Raw genomic sequence first — 20168 nt, forward strand, 5'->3', positions numbered from 1 at the left:
ATATATTGGTGCTCAACATGTTTCGGGTGTTGGCTGCTCGGGCGACGTTGTTGGTGACCGACGAGTCGGGCATGTCCACGGTCGAGTACGCAATCGGGACTATCGCGGCGGCGGCGTTCGGCGCGATCCTCTATACCGTCGTCACCGGCGACTCCATCGTGTCCGCGTTGAACCACATCATCGGTCGCGCGCTCAACACCAAGGTTTAGGTTCGGATGCCGGAGCCAGCACCGTTGAGGCGGCCCTGGCGATCGCCGCGCTGGTCGTGGTGCTGGTGCTGTGCCTGGCCGGTGTCACCGCGGTGTCGATGCAGGTGCGCTGCGTCGACGCGGCACGCGAGGCCGCCCGTCTGGCCGCACGCGGTGACGACCGCTCGGCGGTCGACGCGGCCCGTCGCATCGCCCCTGGCGGGGCGTCGGTGCAGGTGCGCCGGGACGGCGAGTTCGTCGTTGCCACGGTCGTCGCCCATTCAAACCTGTTGCCTACGTTGGATATTGCGGCCAAGGCCGTCTCGGCCGCCGAGCTGCGCTGACCGCGGCTCGGCCACCGTGCTCGCGGCCGCGATGCTCGCTGTGCTGCTGTGTGTCACCGGCGCCGGCGCCTACCTGGGCTCGGTGGTGGTGGCCCGCCACCGTGCCCAGGCGGCGGCTGATCTGGCCGCGTTGGCGGCCGCCGCCCGGTTGCCGTCGGGGGCCGCGGCGGCCTGCGAGCGGGCGACGGCCGTTGCCCGTGCGATGCGAGTCGGCGACACCCGGTGTGGGGTGGACGGCCTCGACGTCGTCGTGACGGTGGAGGTGGCCGTCGCCTTCACGGGTGTGGCGCGGGCCGCCGCGCGGGCGGGGCCGGCGGGCTAGGGTAATCCGGTTACACCGAGCAGCAGCCCACCGGTGCCGCCGGCGCCGGGCGTGCCCGTCGTGGCGCTGATGCCGCCGTTGCCGCCGTTGCCGCCGTTGCCGATCAGCCACGCGTCGCCGCCCGTGCCTCCGTTGCCGCCGGTGCCGGTGGCCGACCCGCTGTCCCCGCCAACGCCGCCGTCACCACCGTTGCCGATCAGCCCGGCCTTGCCGCCCGCCCCTCCGGTCCCGCCGGTCCCGCCGAACCTGCTGGTGCCGCCGTTGCCGCCGGCGCCGCCGTTGCCGTAGAGCATGCCGGCGTTGCCTCCCGCGCCCCCGGCTGCGCCGATGCCGGACTGGCTGATGCCGGCGTTGCCGCCGGCGCCGCCGTTGCCGCCGAGCATGCCGCCGTTGCCGCCCGCCCCGCCGGTCCCGCCGGTGCCGGCGCCGAACCCGCCGGTGCCGCCGGCGCCGCCGGCGGCGAACAACCCGCCGGCCCCGCCAACGCCACCGTCCCCGCCGTCCCCGCCGGCGCTGGCAGCGGCGCCGCCCGTGCCCCCGCCGCCGCCGGCGCCGAACGGCCCGCCGGCCCCGCCGAGCCCACCGGATCCGCCGGTGCTGTTGCTTGCCCCGCCTGCGCCGCCCGCACCGCCCGCGGCGCCGAACCCGCCGGCTCCGCCGGCCCCGCCGTCACCGCCGGCGACGCCGCCGAACCCGCCAGCGCCTCCCGCGCCCCCGGGGCCGAACAGGCCGCCGGTCCCGCCCTGCCCGCCGGGGCCACCGCCGCCGGCGATGGGGTTGCCTGCCCCGCCGTCGCCGCCGACGCCGCCGGCGGCGAACAGCCCCCCGGTGCCGCCGGTCCCGCCGGCCCCGCCGAGGACGCCGGCCCCGCCGGCGCCGCCGGCACCGCCGGCGGCGAACATCCCGCCCATCCCGCCGGGACCGCCGGCCCCGCCTTTGCCGCCGCCAAACCCGCCGAGTCCGCCGACCCCGCCGGCGGCGAAGGGCCCGCCGGCCCCGCCGGCGCCGCCGGCGCCGCCCGTAGTAGAGCCGAACCCGCCCGGCCCGCCGGCGCCACCGACGCCAAACAACCCGCCGGCCCCGCCGGTCCCGCCGGCGCCGCCGACCGCCGTCGTCGTGGCGCCGCCGGGTCCGCCGGCCCCGCCGACGCCGAACAGCCCGGCCGCCCCGCCGTTCCCGCCCGGTAGGCCAGCCGCGCCGGAACCGCCGGCCCCGCCGTTGCCGATCAAGATCCCGCCGGGCCCGCCGGCCGCGCCCGTTCCCGCGGCGCCGTTGGTGCCGTTGCCGATCAGCGGGCGCCCCAACAGCAATTGGGTGGGCGCATTGAGCACGTTGAGCAACTCTTGAATCGGCGAGGCATTGGCGGCCTCGGTGGCCGCATAGGAGCCGGCTCCCGCGGTCAGGGCCTGCACGAACTGTTGATGGAAGGCCGCCGCCTGCGCGTTGAGGCCTTGATATGCCTGGCCATAGGCTCCGAAGAGTGCCGCGATGGCCGCCGATACCTCATCGGCGCCCGCGGCCAGCAACGCCGTCGTGGGCGCGGCCGCGGCCGCACTGGCGGCGCCGATCGTCGAACCGATGTTGGTCAAATCCGCGGCCGCTGCCACCAGCGCTTCCGGCGTCGCGACAACAAACGACATGTGGCACCCCCTGATTCGCCCTGACCCAACAAGGGCATGCCAACCAGCCGGTCCCCTGCCGGCAATCGGCCAGCACGGTCGCATTGTATGGGTACCCGCGGCCGAATAATCCAGGTTTGCCGCGATTACGACAAGTTTGGGACGCAGCACTCTCGTTGCCTTGATTGGGTGCAGGCGCTGGACTACGGCAGCCCGTCCGTACCGTTTAGGCCGAGCAGCAGCCCGCCGACGCCCCCGGTGCCCGCTTTACCAGCGGCGGTGCCGGTCCCGGCGTCGCCGCCGTTGCCGATTAGTCCGGCATTGCCGCCGACTCCGCCGGCTCCGCCTGCGCCGAACAGTCCGCCCGACGCGCCCGCTCCGCCGGCTCCGCCAGTGCCGGGTTGCCCGTTGCCGCCGTCCCCGCCGTCCCCGCCGGCCCCGCCGGCGCCGACGAGAATTCCTCCATGGCCGCCGTCTCCGGCGGCCCCGCCGTTGATGCCGCCGGTTCCGCCGTCCCCGCCATTGCCGCCCGAGCCGAACAGCCCGCCCGCGTCGCCGGCCCCGCCGTGGCCGCCGTCCTGGCCGCCGTTGCCGCCGTCGCCGCCGCTGCCGCTGGAGCTGTACAGCCGGCCGCCGTGGCCGTCGGCCCCTCCGGAGCCGCCGAGGGCATCGTCAGCCTGCCCACCGTCGCCACCGGCGCCGCCGGCGCCGAACAAGCCGCCGGCCCCACCGGCCCCGCCGGTACCCCCACGGCGTGCGCGCTGACGCCGCCGACGCCGCCTTTGCCGCCGGAGCCGAACAGCCCACCCGCGCCGCCAGCCCCGCCGGTCCCGCCGTTGCCGTCCGATGAGCCGCCACCGATGCCGCCGTTGCCGCCGCTGCCGAACAGCCCGCCCGCGCCGCCGGCGCCGCCGTTGCCACCGGGACCGCCCGGCAAGCCGAATCCGCCGAGCCCGCCGGCACCGCCGGTGCCGAATAACCCTGCGGCCCCGCCGTCACCGCCGTCTTGGCCGGGCCCGCCGGATCCGCCGGCCCCGCCGTTGCCGATCAATATTCCGCCGGGTTCGCCGTCTGCCCCCGTCCCTGGCGCACCGTTGGCGCCGTTGCCAATCAGTGGACGTCCGAAAGTGCCTGGGTGGGTGCGTTGACGGCGTTCAACAGGTTCTGCGCGGCATTGGCGGCCTCGGTGCTCGCGTACGAGCCGGCACCCGCGGCCAGGGCCTGCACGAACCGGTCGGGAAACCCTGCCACCTGGGCTGTCATTGTCTGGTAGGCCTCGCCGTACGATCCGAACAGCGCGGCGATGGCGGCCGACACCTCATCCTCGGCGGCGGCCGCCAACGCGGTGGTCGGGGCCGACGCCGCCGCGTTAACCGCGCTGAGCGCCGAATTGATCCTCGCCAAATCGGCGGCCGGGGCCGCCAGCATGTCCGGCGCCGCGACGACGAACGACACCCGATGCCTCCCAATACGTCAGATCAGCACGACGCCCGTATCGCGGGCACGAGCGCAACAGGGCTGCTTGATGCCCGATGTTCGTAGAGCTGCGCGTCCCCGTCGCCACTGGCGCGCCTCGGTCGCCGAAGCGCCGCCGTCGAAAACAACCGGCCAGCAAGCCCGCTGGCTACGCCTTCCCGTTGTTCCCGTTGTTGCCGAGCAGCAGCCCGCCGGTGCCGCCGGTGCCGGCCTTGCCGTTGGCCGCAGCCTTCCCGCCGTTACCGCCGTTACCGCCGTCGCCGACCAGCACGGCGTTGCCACCATTCCCGCCGTTGCCGCCGGTGGTGATCCCATCCCCGCCAGCGCCGCCGTCGCCGCCGCTGCCGAACACCCCGGCCTTGCCGCCGGTACCGCCGATGCCGCCGGTGCCGAGGACTCCCGCGTTGGCGCCGGACCCGCCTGCGCCGCCGGCGCCGCCCGAGCCGACGAGGAAGCCGGCGCTGCCGCCGGCGCCGCCGGCGCCGCCATTCGCTGTGAGGCTTCCGCCGGCGCCGCCGTGCCCGCCGGCGCCGCCGGCGCCGCCGGAACCGAAGAGCAAGCCACCGGCGCCGCCGGCGCCGCCGTTGCCGCCGGTGCTGGTGGCGTCCCCGCCGCTGCCGCCGGCGCCGCCGGAGGCACCGAGGGAGAGTAGGCCGGCGTTACCGCCGGCCCCGCCGGCCCCACCGGTGGTTTGGCCGGTGCCGCCGGAGCCGCCAGTGCCGCCGGCGCCGAACAGCCCGCCGTTCCCGCCGGCCCCGCCGGCGCCGAAGGTGCCGCCGGCACCGCCGGTGCCGCCGGCGCCGAAGAGCAAGCCGTTCCCGCCGGCCCCGCCGTTTCCGCCGGCCCCGCCGGCCCCGCCGGCCCCGCCGTTGGCGAACAGCCCGCCGGTGCCGCCGGCGCCGCCAGCGCCGGCGACGCCGGCGCCACCGGGAGCGGCGCCGTGACCGCCGGTCCCGGCGGCGCCGAAGAAGAAGCCGGCGTTGCCGCCGCGCCCGCCGGCCCCGCCCTTCCCGGCGGGGACGCCAGCGGCGTTCCCGCCGCTGCCGCCGGTGCCGCCTGAGCCGATCAGCAGGGCCGCACCGCCGGCGCCGCCGGCCCCGCCGTTCCCACCCGCCGCGGTGGATATCCCGCCGGTCCCGCCGGTCCCGCCGGTGCCGAACATGATCCCGCCGGCGCCGCCGGCCCCGCCGGCCCCACCGTTAGCCGCGGCGGAGGTCGCGCCGTGCCCGCCGTTGCCGCCGTTGCCGAACAGCCACCCGCCGTCCCCGCCGGCAGCCCCGGTCCCCGGAGTCCCGTTGGCGCCGTTGCCGATCAGCGGGCGCCCGGTAATCGCCTGGACCGGCTGATTCACTATGTCGAGTACGTCCTGCTGCAGGGTGTGCAGTGGTGAGGGGCTGGGGGGAGCGGGCGATCCGTCCGCACCCAACAGCAGCCCGCCGAGGCCGCCGAGGCCGGCCTTGCCCGCGGCCGCGCCTGTCCCACCGCTGCCGCCGTTTCCGCCGTTGCCGATCAGCGTGGCGTCGCCGCCGATCCCGCCGTTGCCGCCGGTGGTGGTGCCGGCGCCGCCGTTACCGCCGTTACCGCCGTTGCCGAACAGCCCGGGCGTGCCACCCGCCCCGCCGTTACCGCCGGTGGGGATGCCGGCGCCGCCGACGCCGCCGGCGCCGCCGGACCCGTTGAGCAGGCCGGCGTTGCCGCCGGCCCCGCCGGCCCCGCCGATGGTGCGGCCGAACCCGCCGGCTCCCCCGGGGCCGCCGGAGCCGAAGAACATGCCGGCGTTGCCGCCGGCCCCGCCGACTCCGCCCGCGGTCTGGCCGGGGTTGAGGCCCTCCCCGCCGGCCCCGCCGGCCCCGCCGGCCGCACCGAGGGCGAAGATGCCGGCGTCGCCGCCGGCCCCGCCGGCCCCGCCGGTGCTGCCTTGGCTCGCCCCGCCGCTGCCGCCGGTGCCGCCGGCGCCGAACATCCCGCCGGCGCCACCGTCACCACCGGCCCCGCCGGTGGGGCCGACCGCCGTGGACAAACCAAACCCGCCGGCCCCACCGGTGCCGCCGGTGCCGAACAGCCCGCCAGTCCCGCCGGCTCCGCCGGCCCCGCCGCTGCCGCCTTGCGCGCCGGCCCCGCCGACCCCGCCGTCGGAGAACAGCCCGCCGGCCCCACCGGTACCGCCAGCCCCGCCGGTGGCGGGGGTCACGCTGTTGGCTGCGAACCCGCCGGCGCCCCCGGTCCCGGCGGCGCCGAAGAGCATGCCGGCGTTGCCGCCGGCCCCGCCGGCCCCGCCGTTCCCGCCGCCGTTGTCTGTCGATGAACCGCCGGCGCCGCCGGCGCCGCCGGCGCCGACCAGCATGGCGTTGCCGCCGGCTCCGCCGGCCCCGCCGGCCTTGCCGGCGGCCGTTGTGGTCCCGCCGGCCCCGCCGGCCCCGCCGCTACCGAACAGTCCCGCGGCCCCGCCGGCGCCGCCGGGCCCGCCGTCGGCGGTCGTTGAGGACGTTCCGGACCCGCCGGCCCCGCCGTTGCCGATCAACCACCCGCCGGGCGTCCCGTTTTGCCCCGTCCCCGGGGCGCCGTTGGTGCCGTTGCCGATCAGCGGGCGCCCGGTCTGCGCCACGAACTGTGCGTTGATCACGTCGATCAGGCTCTGTAAGGGCTGCGCGGCGGCGGACTCGGCCGTTGCGTATGAGCCCGCACCTGCGGTCAAAGTCTGCACAAACTGCTGGTGAAACGCAGCCGCCTGGGTGCTGAGAGCCTGATACCCCTGGCCGTACGCCCCAAACAGCGCCGCTACGGCACCCGACACCTCATCGGCGCCCGCGGCCAGCAGCCCCGTCGTCCGGGCCGCCGCCGCCGCGTTGGCCGCGCTGATCGTCGAACCAAGACTCGTCAAATCCGAAGCCGCCGCCGCGAGGGCCTCCGGCCCGACGATCACGAACGACATCTGGCACCTCCCAATACGACATGACCGATATGTCACACCGAACTGGGAACCGCTCGATCCCCAGCAAGGAATCGGCAGGTCGCAGCTTACCGTGATCCGGGGAGGACATTGCGCGTTTCCGCCAAAGATTGTTCGGCGGCCCGAGACCCCGGCGAGCTCGTGTCGCCCGTTTAGCGGTGGCGCTAAACGCCGGCTGACGGCCCGCACCGAGCGGTGCGTTCGGGTGGTGTCGTCCCGGCTTTGGGTAGTCCCGCATCGGCGAGCTCGTCCTCGGTGGGCAGCCGCACTGAGATCAGGCCGGCGTAAGTATGCGGTTCGAGTTCGACCCGGTTGACGGTGACATGCACTGGCACCCACGCGGTGCCGTTGCCGGGTAGCCGCAGTACCCGGCTCGTTGCACCGGTGGCGAATTCCCTTGTCATGGCTGCCATTACGTGCTCATCGTCGGGATGCACCCGCGGCCGGCCGGGCTCGTTGACCCGCCAGTCGTAGAAGGGGCAGGGTTCGTCGAGCCACTTCAGCAGGGTCCAGTTGTTGAGGTCGACCAGAGCCCGGTGGACGCCGGCCTGCGCCAGACCGTTGAGGATCCGCTGCGCCAGGTCGTCGACGGCTACCGCCGGGCCCTTGAGCTCGGCACGCCAGTTCATCGCGCGGGCGACCAGGTGGTCGCGGCCGTCTGGTGCCGACTCCAGCGCGCTGCGCGCGGTAAACCCTATTCGGATGGGGATGCCCTGCCAGTCGGTGAGATCCCAAGTGCTGCACAGTGTTTGGCCAGGTTCGGGCTTGACGGCCCAGGCGAGCACCTTGGTTTCGTTCGGATTGAGTTCGCGCGACGGCAGATCTTCCGCGAAGGCCCTGCCGTATGTGACCTCGACCTCGGGATTCTTGCCGCTGTTGGCCAGGGACTCCGGGGTGTCGGTGGCCACACCGAGGGTCAGATCCCACTTGAGCGGGCCGGGGGTCGGCCGTTCGGGCGGCTCCGCGTCGGCGGGGCCGGTCCACACGTGCACACCATGGATCCGGCCGTCGGACATCACCACCGGCTCGGTGCGGATCACCCGATCTCGCTTGGGGGTGATGCTGGTCAGACTCTGACCGGTTTGCAGCGACTCGGTGATCGCCGTTTGGACCGCGGCGAGGTAGGGACTGCGGCGCAGGAAGGTGGTGATCGGGACGAGGTTCTTGAGCTGACGGCCCTGCGCTACCACGGCGGGTTCGTCTCCGAGTGTCTCCACGAGCAGCCAGTCGTGGCCCATACCGGCAGTCTACTGATCTGGAGCCCAGGGCGCCGAAGCTGGGCGTGGTTATCGGGAATCCTGTTGTGGGGAAGGCGAATCCGGATCTCACCGCCGTCGCCGCCCGCGCCCGTCACACCGTTACCGGTGCACAATCGTGGGTTCAGGCGCCAACCCATCTCGGATTCGGTAAGCCGGTCGGCGACACCTGCGCGTCGATGGCGTCGGTGTCTGCGGGCCGCGGCTGCCATGCCCTGGTGATTTGCGCACCCTGTTGGATCCGGGTAGCTTTCAGCTTCGCCCGTATTGTCGGGCGTGCGCGCGGCTTCATTGCGGAACCGCTCGCTGTGCTTCGTGATGGCACGTCGGCATTTCTTCAGCGGTGAGGAAATGGTATTCGTGGTGGCTATCAGGATGCAGATCCGTGGAGGTCGACCGTCGAGGGGTCGGTCGCCGTCCGCCGGATGTTCCCAACGCGACTCGTGAGCTAACTCACAGCACCATGTTGCGCCGTGGCCGCAGCGTCAACGTGGTAGGGGAACCGCGTTGGCGGCCGGGCGTGCTGGTTGACCAGAATGTCGAAACTTTCGTTGGACATCGAGGTAGTGGGGCCAACCGTGTCGTGCGAAATGCCCAGCGTTACCGCACGCCAAGCTCGGCAACCACCAGTCGCAACACCCGCAGAGCGCCGGCCTTGTCCAACGGGTCGTTGCCGTTGCCGCACTTGGGGGACTGCACGCATGACGGGCATCCGCTCGGGCATTCGCAGGCCTCGATGGCCGCGGCCGTGGCTGCCAACCAGGTGCGGGCCTGGCGGAAGCCACGCTCGGCGAACCCCGCCCCACCCGAATAACCGTCGTAGACAAAGACACTGGGCAACCCGTCGGGCCCGACCGCGGTGGACATGCCGCCGATGTCGCCGCGGTCGCAGCTGGCCACCAGCGGCAACAGCCCAATGGCCGCATGCTCGGCGGCATGCAACGAACCGGGAACCCGTGGTGCATCAATGCCATTGCGGGCCAACGCATCCGGAGTGACAGTGCACATGACCGCGCTAGTAGGCAACGTCTGTCGCGGCATGTCCAGCTCGACGAAGTCGATCACCTCCCCGGTGAGCCTGCGGCGCAGGTAGCCGACCACTTGATGGATGACGGTCACCGGCACCAGACCCAGTGTGACGGGACCAAAAGCCAACCGCTCTCCGCTTCCCGTGACCGTGATGTCGGTGATCTCCCGCGCGAACGTCGCATAGCCGGGATCCTCGGCGCGCACGAACGCGATCCCCTCCTGGAAATCCAGCGAGTCCACGACGTAGCTGTCGCCCTGATGTAGATACACCGCGCCGGGGTGGACCGACGCCGGTGCCTGATCCACCCCGACGCTGCCCAGCAGCCGCCCGGTGTCGGCCTCCACGATGACGATCTGGCCCCCGGCGGATCCCCGGATGTCCACCGCGGCATGCGGTTCCACGCCGGGCGTCGGAAAGTACTTTCCGTTGCGCCGCCGCAATAGCCCGTCGTCAACGAGGCCCTCGGCCACCTCTGTCGCCCCCCATGAACGAATCTCGGCGTCGTCGAGTGGTAGTTCAGTTGCGGCACAAAGCAGTTGGGGCCCAAGAAGGTAGGGGTTACCCGGATCGATAACGACGCGCTCTACGGGCTTGCCCAGCAGCGCGGCGGGATGGTGGACCAAATACGTGTCGAGCGGGTCGTCGCGGGCGATCAGCATCACCAGCGCTCCCTGGCCGCGCCGGCCCGACCGCCCGGCCTGCTGCCAGAACGAGGCGACGGTTCCGGGGAAGCCGGCCAGCACCACCGCGTCCAGCCCGGCGATGTCGACACCCAACTCCAGCGCGTTGGTGGTGGCCAGACCGCGCAGCCGGCCCTCGGCCAGGTCGTGCTCCAACGCGCTGCGGTCCTCGGCGAGATAGCCGGCCCGATACGACGCGACGGCACGAGACAGTTGCGGGGCCGTGTCCTCCAGCCGCGCCTGGGCGCCTAACGCCGTCAGCTCGGCAGCGCGCCGCGACCGCACGAACGTCAAGGTCTGCGCCCCCTCGACGATCAGGTCGGCCATCACCCGCGCCGCTTCCGCGCCGGCCGACCGTCGCACCGGGGCGCCGTTCTCGCCGGTCAGATCGGCCCGCAGCGCGGGCTCCCACAACGCCACCGTCCGTGCCCCCTGCGGCGAGCCGTCCTCGGTGACCTCCTCGACCGGCTGGCCGAGCAGTTCAGTGGCCGTCGCACCCGGTGACGCCGTCGTCGCGCTGGCGAAGATCACCGTCGGAGCGGCCGAATATCGCGCGCACAAACGCAACAGCCGGCGCAGCACCATCGCCACATTCGAGCCGAAAACGCCGCGGTAGCAATGGCATTCGTCGACGACAACGAAGCGAAGACCGCGCAGCAGCCCGGCCCAGCGGGCGTGGTTTCGAAGCACCGATAGGTGGGCCATGTCGGGGTTGGAAAACAGCCATCGAGACCGCTCCCGGGCAAAGCGACGCACCTCGGCCGGACTGTCGCCGTCGTAGGCCGTCGGCGCGACGCCGGCCAGACGCGGGACGGCGGCGGTCAGCGCACAGGCGGCGCGTAGCTGGTCGTGGCCGAGCGCCTTCGTCGGCGACAGGTACAGCACCCGGGCCCGGGGGTCCGACGCCAGCGCATTGAGCACCGGAAGCTGATAGGCCAACGACTTTCCCGACGCGGTGCCGGTGCTCACCACGACATGGCGGCCGCTGTGAGCCAGCTCCGCGGCGCGCACCTGATGTGACCACGGCGCGCTGATGCCGCGTTCGGTGAACGCACGGACCACGTCGGGATCGGCCCACGCCGGCCAGCCGCGCGGCCGGCCAGCGCGCGCCGGCAGCTCGGCGACGTGGCGCAGCGGATGCTCGGCGGGCGCGGTCCCGGCGAGCGCGGCGGCGAGCAGTTCGCTGCCGAAACTCGTCATCTGGAAACCTTTCGCGGACCCGTCCATGGCAAGAGGCTGTCGCCGACGCGATGAACATGATTGACTAATTGCGGTCGCAGCTTCTGTGTTCGTGTCAAACTTTCGCAGGATCGACGTTGCGGCCGCGGTTCCTGCGAGGTTATCGGTCGGGTGAAGTTCCGGCGACTCAGCGAGGTATGGCGGTCGTGACTGGCCCGGGGCACCGAAAGGCGGTGCCCCGCACCCATAAGAAAAGGAAAGATCGAGAAATGCCACAGGGAACTGTGAAGTGGTTCAACGCGGAGAAGGGGTTCGGCTTCATCGCCCCCGAAGACGGTTCCGCGGATGTGTTTGTCCACTACACGGAGATCCAGGGAACGGGCTTCCGCACCCTCGAGGAAAACCAGAAGGTCGAGTTCGAGATCGGCCACAGCCCCAAGGGCCCCCAGGCCACGGGAGTCCGCTCGCTCTAGACCGAGCACACTCTGACGAAACCCCCCGGCGCACTCTCGGGGGGTTTTCGTTACCCGGCGAGCAGACGCAAAAGCGCCCCAAAGGGACCATTTTGGGGCGCTTTTGCGTCTGCTCGCGCGGGGAGGGTGCCCGCGGCTCACCGGGGACAGGCGGCAGCTGGCCTACTGTCGGTAAGGTGAGCCAGCTTTCCTTCTTCGCCGCGGAGTCCGTGCCACCCGCGGTCGCGGATCTCTGCGGGGTGCTGGCGGCCTCCGGCCAGATCGTGCTGGTCGGCTCACCCGTTCACGGTGCTCGGCTGTCGGTCGTGGTGGATCAGCTGTGGCGCGCCTCGGCGCTGGCCGAGATGATCCACGAGGCCGGTTTGGTACCCGAGATCACCTGCACCGAGGAAGACACTCCGCTGGTGCGGACGGGCGTGGACCCGCGATTGCGTGGCATCGCCGCGGAGTGGACGCGCGGCGCCGTCAAGACGGTGCCTGCGCGGTGGCTGCCCGGGCCCAGGGAGCTGCGGGCGTGGACCCTGGCGGCGGGACGTCCGGAGGCCGACCGCTACCTGCTGGGTCTGGATCCACACGCGCCGGACACCCATGCCCCGCTGGCGTCGGCCCTGATGCGGGTGGGGATCGCGCCCACCTTGATCGGGACCCGCGGCAGCCGGCCGGCGCTTCGGATAAGTGGCCGGCGCAGGCTATCGCGCCTGGTAGAGAACGTGGGGGAACCCCCGCACGGCGCGGCGGCGCACGCGTGCTGGCCTAGTGTGTAGTGGCCCCGTCGGGCCCGGTTTCCAGGCATCCGGCGTCCAGTCGGTTTACTGTCGGTTTGCATCGGCCCACCCTCAGGTGCGAAATTGTCAGGTGCCCGCAGGCCAGGGTACGGCGGCGTACCGGAATTTCCCGGGAATTGCCCGGAATTTCGGCGCCGACCTGTCATCCTGCTGCGGGGGCGGTTCCGCCAGGGGACCGGCATACGAGATGGAGCGGAAGCGCAGTTGGCTGACCCGAAAACAAAGCCTCCCGGCGGCGGCGGAAATGGGAGCGGACGGCGACTTGTGATAGTCGAGTCGCCGACCAAGGCGCGCAAACTGGCCAGTTACCTGGGCTCCGGCTACATCGTCGAGTCCTCCCGCGGCCACATCCGCGACCTGCCGCGCGCCGCGGCGGACGTGCCCGCGAAGTACAAGTCCGAGCCGTGGGCCCGGCTCGGGGTCAACGTCGACGCGGACTTCGAGCCGCTCTACATCATCAGCCCGGAGAAGAAGAGCACGGTCAGCGAGCTGAAGGGCCTGCTCAAAGGGGTCGACGAGCTCTATCTCGCCACGGATGGTGACCGCGAGGGCGAAGCCATCGCCTGGCACCTGCTGGAAACCCTGAAGCCGCGCATACCGGTCAAGCGGATGGTCTTCCACGAGATCACCAAGCCGGCGATCCTCGAGGCGGCCGAGCACCCCCGCGACCTGGACATCGACCTGGTCGACGCGCAAGAGACGCGCCGCATCCTGGACCGTTTGTACGGCTACGAGGTCAGCCCGGTGCTGTGGAAGAAGGTCGCGCCCAAGCTGTCGGCGGGCCGGGTGCAGTCGGTGGCCACCCGCATCATCGTGCAGCGGGAACGCGACCGCATGGCGTTCCGCAGCGCGTCCTACTGGGACATCGTTGCCAAGCTGGACGCCAGCGTGTCCGACCCGAAGGCGCAGCCGCCCACCTTCACCGCCCGGCTGACCAGCGTCGACGGCCTGCGCGTGGCCACCGGCCGCGATTTCGACTCGCTGGGCGCGCTGCGCAAGGCCGACGAAATCGTCGTGCTGGACGAGGCCGGCGCGACCGCGCTGGCGGCGGGACTGGACGGCGCGCGGCTGACCGTGGCGTCGGCGGAGGAGAAGCCCTACACGCGGCGTCCCTACCCGCCGTTCATGACGTCCACGCTGCAGCAGGAGGCCGGCCGTAAGTTGCGGTTCTCCGCGGAGCGGACGATGAGCCTCGCCCAGCGGCTGTACGAGAACGGCTACATCACCTATATGCGCACCGACTCGACGACACTGTCGGAATCGGCGATCAACGCGGCGCGCACCCAGGCGCGTCAGCTCTACGGCGACGAGTACGTCTCCGGATCTCCTCGGCAATACACCCGCAAAGTGAAGAACGCGCAAGAAGCGCACGAGGCCATCCGGCCCGCCGGCGAGACGTTCGCCACCCCCGACGCGGTGCGTCGCGAGCTCGACGGTGACGAATTCCGGCTCTACGAGCTGATCTGGCAGCGCACCGTGGCTTCGCAGATGGCCGATGCACGTGGCACCACGCTGAGCCTGCGGATCGAAGGCCGAGCCGGCGAGCGGCACGTCGTGTTCTCGGCCTCCGGGCGCACCCTGACCTTCCCCGGGTTCCTCAAGGCCTACGTGGAAACCGTGGACGAGCTCGCCGGCGGCGAGGCCGACGACGCCGAGCGGCGGCTGCCCCATCTCACCCCGGGTCAGCGGCTGGATGTCATCGAGTTGAACCCGGACGGGCACGCCACCAACCCGCCGGCCCGCTACACCGAGGCGTCGCTGGTCAAGGCGCTCGAGGAGCTGGGCATCGGCCGCCCGTCAACCTACTCGTCGATCATCAAGACCATCCAGGACCGCGGTTACGTGCAGAAGAAGGGCAGCGCCCTGGTGCCGTCCTGGGTGGCGTTCGCCGTCACCGGTCTGCTCGAGCAGCATTTCGGCCGACTCGTCGACTACGACTTCACCGCCGCGATGGAGGACGAACTCGACGAGATCGCCAATGGGCACGAGCAACGCACCAACTGGCTCAACCACTTCTACTTCGGGGGGGACCACGGTGTGCCCGGTTCGGTAGCCCGCTCCGGTGGCCTCAAGAAGCTGGTGGGTGTCAACCTCGAAGGCATCGACGCCCGAGAAGTCAACTCCATCAAGCTGTTTGACGATGCACAGGGCCGGCCCGTCTATGTCCGGGTGGGCAAGAACGGGCCCTACCTGGAGCGGCTGGTCACCGGCGACAACGGTGAGCCCACACCGCAGCGGGCCAACCTGAACGGCACGCTCACCCCTGATGAGCTCACCCTCGAGGTGGTCGAGGAGTTCTTCGCGACACCGCAAGAGGGACGTGTGCTGGGCGTGGATCCGGAAACCGGCCACGAGATCGTCGCCAAAGATGGCCGGTACGGGCCTTACGTGACCGAGATCCTGCCCGAGGCCCTGCCCGACGAGGGTGGCGCTGTCGGGGTCAAAAAGGGTAAGAAGCCCACCCGTCTCAAACCCCGCACCGGTTCGTTGTTGCGCAGCATGGACTTGCAGACGGTCACGCTCGAGGATGCGTTGAAGCTGCTGTCGCTGCCCCGGGTGGTGGGCGTGGACCCCGCTTCGGGTGAGGAGATCACCGCGCAGAACGGACGCTACGGACCATACCTGAAGCGCGGCACGGATTCTCGGTCGTTGGCAACGGAGGATCAGCTGTTCACCATCACTTTGGACGAAGCGCTGAAGATCTACGCCGAGCCGAAACGCTCTGGGCGACAAAGCGCTTCGGCGCCGCCGCTGCGTGAGCTGGGGACCGATCCGGCGTCGGGCAAGCCGATGGTCATCAAGGACGGCCGATTCGGGCCGTACGTCACCGATGGTGAGACCAACGCCAGCCTGCGCAAGGGCGACGACGTGCTGTCGATCAGCGACGAGCGTGCCGCCGAGCTGCTTGCCGACCGACGGGCCCGGGGCCCGGCGAAGCGGTCCGCGAAGAAGACCACCCGCAAGGCCCCGGCGAAGAAGGCCGCCAAGCGCGGATAGCCGCGGTGCTGGCAGGCCCGCGAGCGCAACGTGGCCGCGAATTCGGCCGGGATTTTTCGCAGTGCCGTTACGCTCGCGGCCTACATGATCTCGCTGGACACCTCTGGGCTGGACACCTCTGGGCTGGACATTTCTGTGGGGGCGGCCAGATTCAGCGGCCGGGCCAGCTGGGTAGGTGCGGTGCGCCCGCGCAGCTCCACGATCTCGCCGACGTCCCAGCACAAAGCTTCGGCGTCGAGCGCGCCGCTGACCGCGATCGCCGACGCCAGCACATGACCCTCCTCGAGCTTGGCCAGCTCGGTGAGCCGGGCGGCCTCGTTGACCGGGTCACCGATCACGGTGTACTCGAAGCGGGCCTGGGCGCCGATGTGTCCGGCGATGGCCCTGCCGGCCGACACCCCGATGCCGAACTCCGCCGAACCGAGCACCGGTAACAGCGCGTCGTGCAGCTCACGGGCGGCCGCCAGCGCGCCACCGGAGGCATCGGGGTGTTCGATGGGTGCGCCGAAGATCGCCAGCGCCGCGTCGCCCTGGAACTTGTTGACGAACCCACCATGGCGGCCGACGGCATCGACCACCACTCGGAAGAACTCGTTGAGCAGGCTGACGACCTCGGCGGGCGGTCGCGTCGCGGCCAGTTGGGTGGAGCCGACCAAGTCCACGAACAGCACCGCGATGTCGCGTTCTTTACCACCCAACTCGGTGCCGCGCTCCAGCGCCCGGCGGGCCACGTCTTCGCCGACGTAGCGACCGAACAGGTCGCGCAGCCGCTGCCGCTCGGACAGCTCACGCACCATGTCGTTGAAGCCGGCCTGCAGCAACCCCAGCTCGCTGGCGTCGTAGATCTGCATGTGGGCGTTGTAGTTACCGCGCTGCACCTCGGACAGCGCCCAGCGCAGCTGACGCAATGGATCGGCAATCGACATGGCCACCAACAGGGTGCTGACCAGCCCGATGGTCAACGCCGCCAGCGCCAGCAACAGGATGGGATTGAACAAACTTTCCGGCGCGGCGTGCAGCAGGGAAACCTTGTCGGCCACCACCGCCAGCACGATAGCCAGCAGCGGCACGGCGGTGGACGGCACCCAGGTCAGCATCAGCCGCAGGATCACCCCCGGTGCCTTGACGTTCTCCGGCACACCGTTGCGCAGGGCGGCCACGGCTACCGGCCGCAGCACCCGCTCGGATTGCAGGTAACCGATGATCGCGGTGGCGGTGGCGCCCAGCGCGGTGGCGACCGCTACGACGGGCGCCGCGTGCTTGGCCACCGACCAGCTCGCGACGATGAACACCACACCGCCGATGCACCAGGACGCCAGGCTGATCAGGGTGCGGTAGAACGGCATCCGCAATGCGCGGCTGCGGGCCAGCTCGGTGGCGGCCGGATCGGCCTCGGTGAGCAGGTTGTCGCGGCGCTGCCAGCGGAAGACCGGCATCAGAAGTTTCACGGTCACCGCGAACCCGGCGAGGAACACCACGATCACCGAGATCGTGAAGATCACCAGGTTGGCGCGAGGCAAATCCTGCAGCTCGATGCGGTCGTGGGGGGGCAGGCCGTAACGCAGGAAGCCGAGCACGAACAGGGCGCCGATGATGTCGGCCTGCAGCATGCCGAGCGAGAACAGCGGCCACGGGGTGCGCACCACCCACCGGACGAATGCGTGGATTCGCCCGGGCAGTGCCGCCACGGTAGCCATGAGCCCACCGTATCGGTCGCCGGGGACTCGTCGGAAACTTACCGCACCCCCGGCAAGTCGCCTGAAGCTGCCGAAAGATGGGTGAAGATCACGGAATTGTTTCGACATGGCCGCTGATCGGTATCTGTCTGCAGCGCTTACTACTGTTACCGATGATGTCCGGGGTGTTTACGCGGCTGGTAGGCCAGCAAGCGGTGGAAGCCGAGCTGCTGGCCGCGGCCAAGGCGGACCGTGGTGATTCGAATCACAGCTCGTCGGGCACGGGGACTATGACACACGCCTGGCTGATCACCGGTCCGCCGGGCTCCGGGCGCTCGATTGCGGCTTTGTGCTTCGCGGCCGCGCTGCAGTGCACTTCCGACGAAGAGCCTGGGTGCGGGCGCTGCCGGGCATGTACGACGACGATGGCCGGCACGCACGCCGACGTGCGAAGGGTAATTCCCGAGGGCCTGTCCATCGGCGTGGACGAGATGCGCGCCATCGTGCAGATCGCGTCGCGGCGGCCCACTACCGGGCGCTGGCAGATCGTGGTGATCGAAGACGCCGATCGGTTGACCGAAGGCGCCGGAAACGCTCTGCTCAAGGTCGTCGAGGAACCACCGCCGTCGACGGTGTTCCTGCTGTGCGCGCCGTCGGTGGATCCCGAAGACATCGCGGTCACGCTGCGATCCCGGTGCCGCCATGTTGCGCTGGTGACCCCATCGACCGCCGCCATCGCGCAGGTGCTCATGCACGGCGACGGGCTGGACGCCGAGACGGCGAACTGGGCGGCGTCGGTCAGCGGCGGGCATGTCGGGCGGGCGCGCTGGCTGGCCACCGACCCGGAGGCCCGGCAGCGACGGGAGCGGGCGTTGGGGCTGGTCCGCGACGCCGCGACGCCGTCGCGGGCGTATGCCGCCGCCGAGGAGTTGGTGGCCGCCGCGGAAACCGAGGCCCTGATCTTGACCGCGCCACGCGCCGAGGCCGAGACCGAGGAGCTGCGGACCGCCCTGGGGGCCGGCGGCACCGGTAAGGGCACCGCCGGCACGCTGCGCGGCGTCACGGGTGCGATCAAGGATCTCGAGCGGCGGCAGAAATCGCGCCAGACCCGGGCCTCGCGCGATGCCTTGGACCGGGCCCTGATCGACTTGGCGACGTACTTCCGGGATGCGCTGGTGGTCTCGTCGAATGCCGGCAGCGTGCGCGCCAACCACCCCGACATGTCCGATCGGGTCGCCGCGCTGGCCGCGCACGCCACACCCGAGCGGCTGCTGCGCTGCATCGAGGCCGTGCTTGCGTGCCGGGAAGCCTTGGCAATCAACGTCAAGCCCAAGTTCGCCGTCGACGCCATGGTCGCCACCGTTGGCCAGGAACTGCGCTAGTCCACTTGGCCTGGCGCGATGCAGGCCGTTGAAGGCGGCCTGCGGTGGGGGTACCGCCCGCTTGCGGGGGAGAGCCGGGCAATCAGACTTGGGTCGGCCGGCGCGCCTGCCGTAGACTCGTGCCGCCCGGCGCGAGGGCATGCCACCTTAGCTCAGTCGGTAGAGCGGCTCACTCGTAATGAGCAGGTCAGGAGTTCGATTCTCCTAGGTGGCTCAATGCCTGGGCGCGAGCGCGCGTGTTGTAAGCGACACGCCGGCGCGGTTGACACTTTGCGCGCCCTCGCGCCCGCCGGCTAGGTGAGCCCGTTCAACCCGTTCTCGCCCAGCAGCAACCCGCCGTCACCGCCGGTGCCTGGGTTGCCGCCGGTTGCGCCGGATCCGGCGTTGCCGCCGTTACCACCGTTGCCGATCAGCGTGGCGTTACCGCCCTCGCCGCCATTGCTTCCCGTGACGGGGAAGACCGCCGCCGTTCCTCCGCCGTCCCCGCCGTTCCCGCCGTTGCCAATCAGCCCGGCCTGGCCGCCGATCCCTCCGTCTCCGCCCACGTCGGTATTGCCGAACCCACCGGCGCCGCCGTTGCCGCCAGAACCGATGAGGATGCCGGCGTTTCCTCCGGCGCCGCCGGCTCCGCCGAGATCGCGGCCGATGCCGCCGGCGCCGCCGTCGCCGCCGGTGCCGACGAGCAGCCCGCCATTGCCACCGATGCCGCCAATCCCGCCCGCGCCGCCGGATCCGCCCGTCCCGCCGGCCCCGCCGGTGCCAAAATACCCGCCGTTGCCGCCCCAACCGCCGTTGCCGCCGTCACCGCCGGTGCCCCCGGCCCCGCCGGTGCCCCCGGCCCCGCCGGTGCCGATGAATACGGCGCTGCCGCCGTTGCCGCCGCCGCCGCCACTGCCGGTTCCTCCGGCGCCCCCGGTGCCGCCGATGCCTCCCACGCCAAACAGGCCGGAGGCGCCGCCGGCCCCGCCTGTTCCGCCGCCGTTCCCGCCGGTGCCTCCGGTGCCACCCGCGCCGCCGGCGCCGAACAGCCCGCCGGCGCCACCGGCGCCGCCGTTGCCGCCATCGCCCATCTGCGAGAATCCGCCGGCGCCACCGGCGCCGCCGGCGCCGAACAATCCGCCGGTTCCGCCCGCCCCGCCCTTGCCGCCAGGGCCGGCTAGTGAGTTCTTCGCGCCGGCGCCCCCCGCCCCGCCGTTGCCGAATAACCCGGCGGCCCCGCCGTTACCGCCATCTGGGTGACTCAAGCCGCCAGTCCCTCCGGCCCCGCCACTGCCGATCAACCACCCGCCGGGAGCGCCGTCGTGCCCGGTCCCCGGCGCGCCGTTGGCGCCGTTGCCGAAAAGTGGGCGTCCGGTAAGCGCAATGCTGGGCGCGTTGACCACATTGAGGAGTTCCTGCAGGGGCGAGGCGTTGGCGGCCTCAGCATTGGCATAGGAGGCCGCGCCCACGTGGAGGGCCCGCACGAACTGCTGGTGAAACGCCTCTGCTTGGATGCTGAGGGCCTGGTACGCCTGGGCGTGGGAGGCGAACAGCGCGGCGACTGCGGCCGACACCTCATCCTCGGCGGCGGCCAGCAGGTTGGTGGTCGGGGTTGCGGCCGTAAAGTTAGCTGCGTTGATCGCTGATCCGATGTTCGCCAAACCCGTCGCGGCCGACGCCATGATGTCCGGCGCTGCGGTTAGTAGTACAGACATCCGACAAACCTCCGATGTCCACGGCGGCCATTGACACCTGCGACGGTCGAATCGTATCGCTCGCCACGGCAACAGGTTTCGGGATTGCCCGAAATTTATCCCCGCGCATCCGAACCG

At 71.7% G+C, this 20168-nt stretch carries 11 protein-coding genes, 1 tRNA gene and 3 pseudogenes; 8 read left to right on the plus strand and 7 right to left on the minus strand.

Annotation, left to right across the window (positions count from 1 at the left end):
- Positions 1-2 precede the first annotated feature (2 nt).
- From G6N24_RS22890 to G6N24_RS22900, 3 genes and pseudogenes are all read left to right on the plus strand, one after another.
- The gene (locus G6N24_RS22890) at positions 3-209 is read left to right on the plus strand and encodes a DUF4244 domain-containing protein (protein ID WP_139822431.1); all 207 of its coding nucleotides are present in this window, start codon (positions 3-5) and stop codon (positions 207-209) included.
- A gap of 35 nt (positions 210-244) precedes the next feature.
- Positions 245-591, plus strand: a pseudogene (locus G6N24_RS22895) (TadE family type IV pilus minor pilin); the annotation flags it as partial.
- On the plus strand, positions 564-854 hold the full coding sequence (locus G6N24_RS22900; RefSeq protein ID WP_232070651.1) for an Rv3654c family TadE-like protein: 291 nt from the start codon (positions 564-566) through the stop codon (positions 852-854). The pseudogene G6N24_RS22895 and the gene G6N24_RS22900, both read left to right, overlap by 28 nt.
- A 1088-nt stretch (positions 855-1942) precedes the next feature.
- On the opposite strand, the pseudogene G6N24_RS26010 reads toward G6N24_RS22900, so the two are convergent.
- The 5 genes and pseudogenes from G6N24_RS26010 to G6N24_RS22925 all read right to left on the minus strand — a co-directional run.
- Positions 1943-2494 (minus strand): annotated as a pseudogene (locus G6N24_RS26010) (PE family protein); the annotation flags it as partial.
- Positions 2495-2676: 182 nt separating this feature from the next.
- Positions 2677-3928: pseudogene (locus G6N24_RS25445) on the minus strand (PE family protein).
- 169 nt (positions 3929-4097) lie between these two features.
- Entirely contained in the window at positions 4098-6881 is a 2784-nt protein-coding gene (locus G6N24_RS26145) for a PE family protein (protein ID WP_163745615.1), read from the minus strand.
- A 182-nt stretch (positions 6882-7063) separates the two neighbouring features.
- Positions 7064-8137 (minus strand): PAS domain-containing protein, encoded by a 1074-nt coding sequence (locus G6N24_RS22920; RefSeq protein WP_085158504.1) that lies wholly within the window; start codon positions 8135-8137, stop codon positions 7064-7066.
- Positions 8138-8755: 618 nt separating this feature from the next.
- Positions 8756-11065: a DEAD/DEAH box helicase gene (locus G6N24_RS22925; protein WP_085158513.1), complete on the minus strand. Its 2310-nt coding sequence runs from the start codon at positions 11063-11065 to the stop codon at positions 8756-8758.
- Positions 11066-11313: 248 nt separating this feature from the next.
- Between G6N24_RS22925 and cspA the strand changes: the two genes are divergently transcribed.
- The 3 genes from cspA (at position 11314) to topA (ending at position 15299) form a co-directional block, all read left to right on the plus strand.
- A complete protein-coding gene (cspA, locus tag G6N24_RS22930; protein WP_003419650.1) occupies positions 11314-11517 on the plus strand; it encodes a cold shock protein CspA in 204 nt (67 codons plus the stop codon).
- Between the two features lie 176 nt (positions 11518-11693).
- Entirely contained in the window at positions 11694-12281 is a 588-nt protein-coding gene (locus G6N24_RS22935; RefSeq protein ID WP_085158501.1) for a hypothetical protein, read from the plus strand.
- 225 nt (positions 12282-12506) lie between these two features.
- Positions 12507-15299, plus strand: coding sequence for a type I DNA topoisomerase (gene topA / locus G6N24_RS22940; RefSeq protein WP_085158498.1), 2793 nt, complete (start codon positions 12507-12509; stop codon positions 15297-15299).
- Positions 15300-15379: 80 nt separating this feature from the next.
- Here topA and G6N24_RS22945 read toward each other — a convergent pair whose 3' ends face one another.
- A complete protein-coding gene (locus tag G6N24_RS22945) occupies positions 15380-16996 on the minus strand; it encodes an adenylate/guanylate cyclase domain-containing protein (protein WP_085158496.1) in 1617 nt (538 codons plus the stop codon).
- A 155-nt stretch (positions 16997-17151) separates the two neighbouring features.
- Between G6N24_RS22945 and G6N24_RS22950 the strand changes: the two genes are divergently transcribed.
- Complete coding sequence (locus tag G6N24_RS22950; protein ID WP_139822268.1) at positions 17152-18357, plus strand: DNA polymerase III subunit delta'; 1206 nt, start codon at positions 17152-17154, stop codon at positions 18355-18357.
- A 141-nt stretch (positions 18358-18498) separates the two neighbouring features.
- A tRNA-Thr gene (locus G6N24_RS22955) sits at positions 18499-18571 on the plus strand.
- A 79-nt stretch (positions 18572-18650) separates the two neighbouring features.
- Here the strand turns inward: G6N24_RS22955 and G6N24_RS22960 are convergent.
- On the minus strand, positions 18651-20051 hold the full coding sequence (locus G6N24_RS22960) for a PE family protein (protein WP_163745616.1): 1401 nt from the start codon (positions 20049-20051) through the stop codon (positions 18651-18653).
- Positions 20052-20168 lie beyond the last annotated feature (117 nt).

Origin of the sequence: Mycobacterium lacus (genome assembly GCF_010731535.1) — a bacterium.
In the GTDB taxonomy this organism is placed as follows: domain Bacteria; phylum Actinomycetota; class Actinomycetes; order Mycobacteriales; family Mycobacteriaceae; genus Mycobacterium; species Mycobacterium lacus.

Excerpts from the sequence above, each read along its gene's own strand:
- G6N24_RS22900 (WP_232070651.1), top strand. The coding sequence starts at position 564 with ATGCTCGCTGTGCTGCTGTGTGTCACCGGCGCCGGCGCCTACCTGGGC.
- G6N24_RS26145 (WP_163745615.1), bottom strand. The coding sequence starts at position 6,881 with ATGTCGTTCGTGATCGTCGGGCCGGAGGCCCTCGCGGCGGCGGCTTCG.
- G6N24_RS22920 (WP_085158504.1), bottom strand. The coding sequence starts at position 8,137 with ATGGGCCACGACTGGCTGCTCGTGGAGACACTCGGAGACGAACCCGCC.
- G6N24_RS22925 (WP_085158513.1), bottom strand. The coding sequence starts at position 11,065 with ATGACGAGTTTCGGCAGCGAACTGCTCGCCGCCGCGCTCGCCGGGACC.
- cspA (WP_003419650.1), top strand. The coding sequence starts at position 11,314 with ATGCCACAGGGAACTGTGAAGTGGTTCAACGCGGAGAAGGGGTTCGGC.
- G6N24_RS22945 (WP_085158496.1), bottom strand. The coding sequence starts at position 16,996 with ATGGCTACCGTGGCGGCACTGCCCGGGCGAATCCACGCATTCGTCCGG.
- G6N24_RS22950 (WP_139822268.1), top strand. The coding sequence starts at position 17,152 with ATGTCCGGGGTGTTTACGCGGCTGGTAGGCCAGCAAGCGGTGGAAGCC.
- G6N24_RS22960 (WP_163745616.1), bottom strand. The coding sequence starts at position 20,051 with ATGTCTGTACTACTAACCGCAGCGCCGGACATCATGGCGTCGGCCGCG.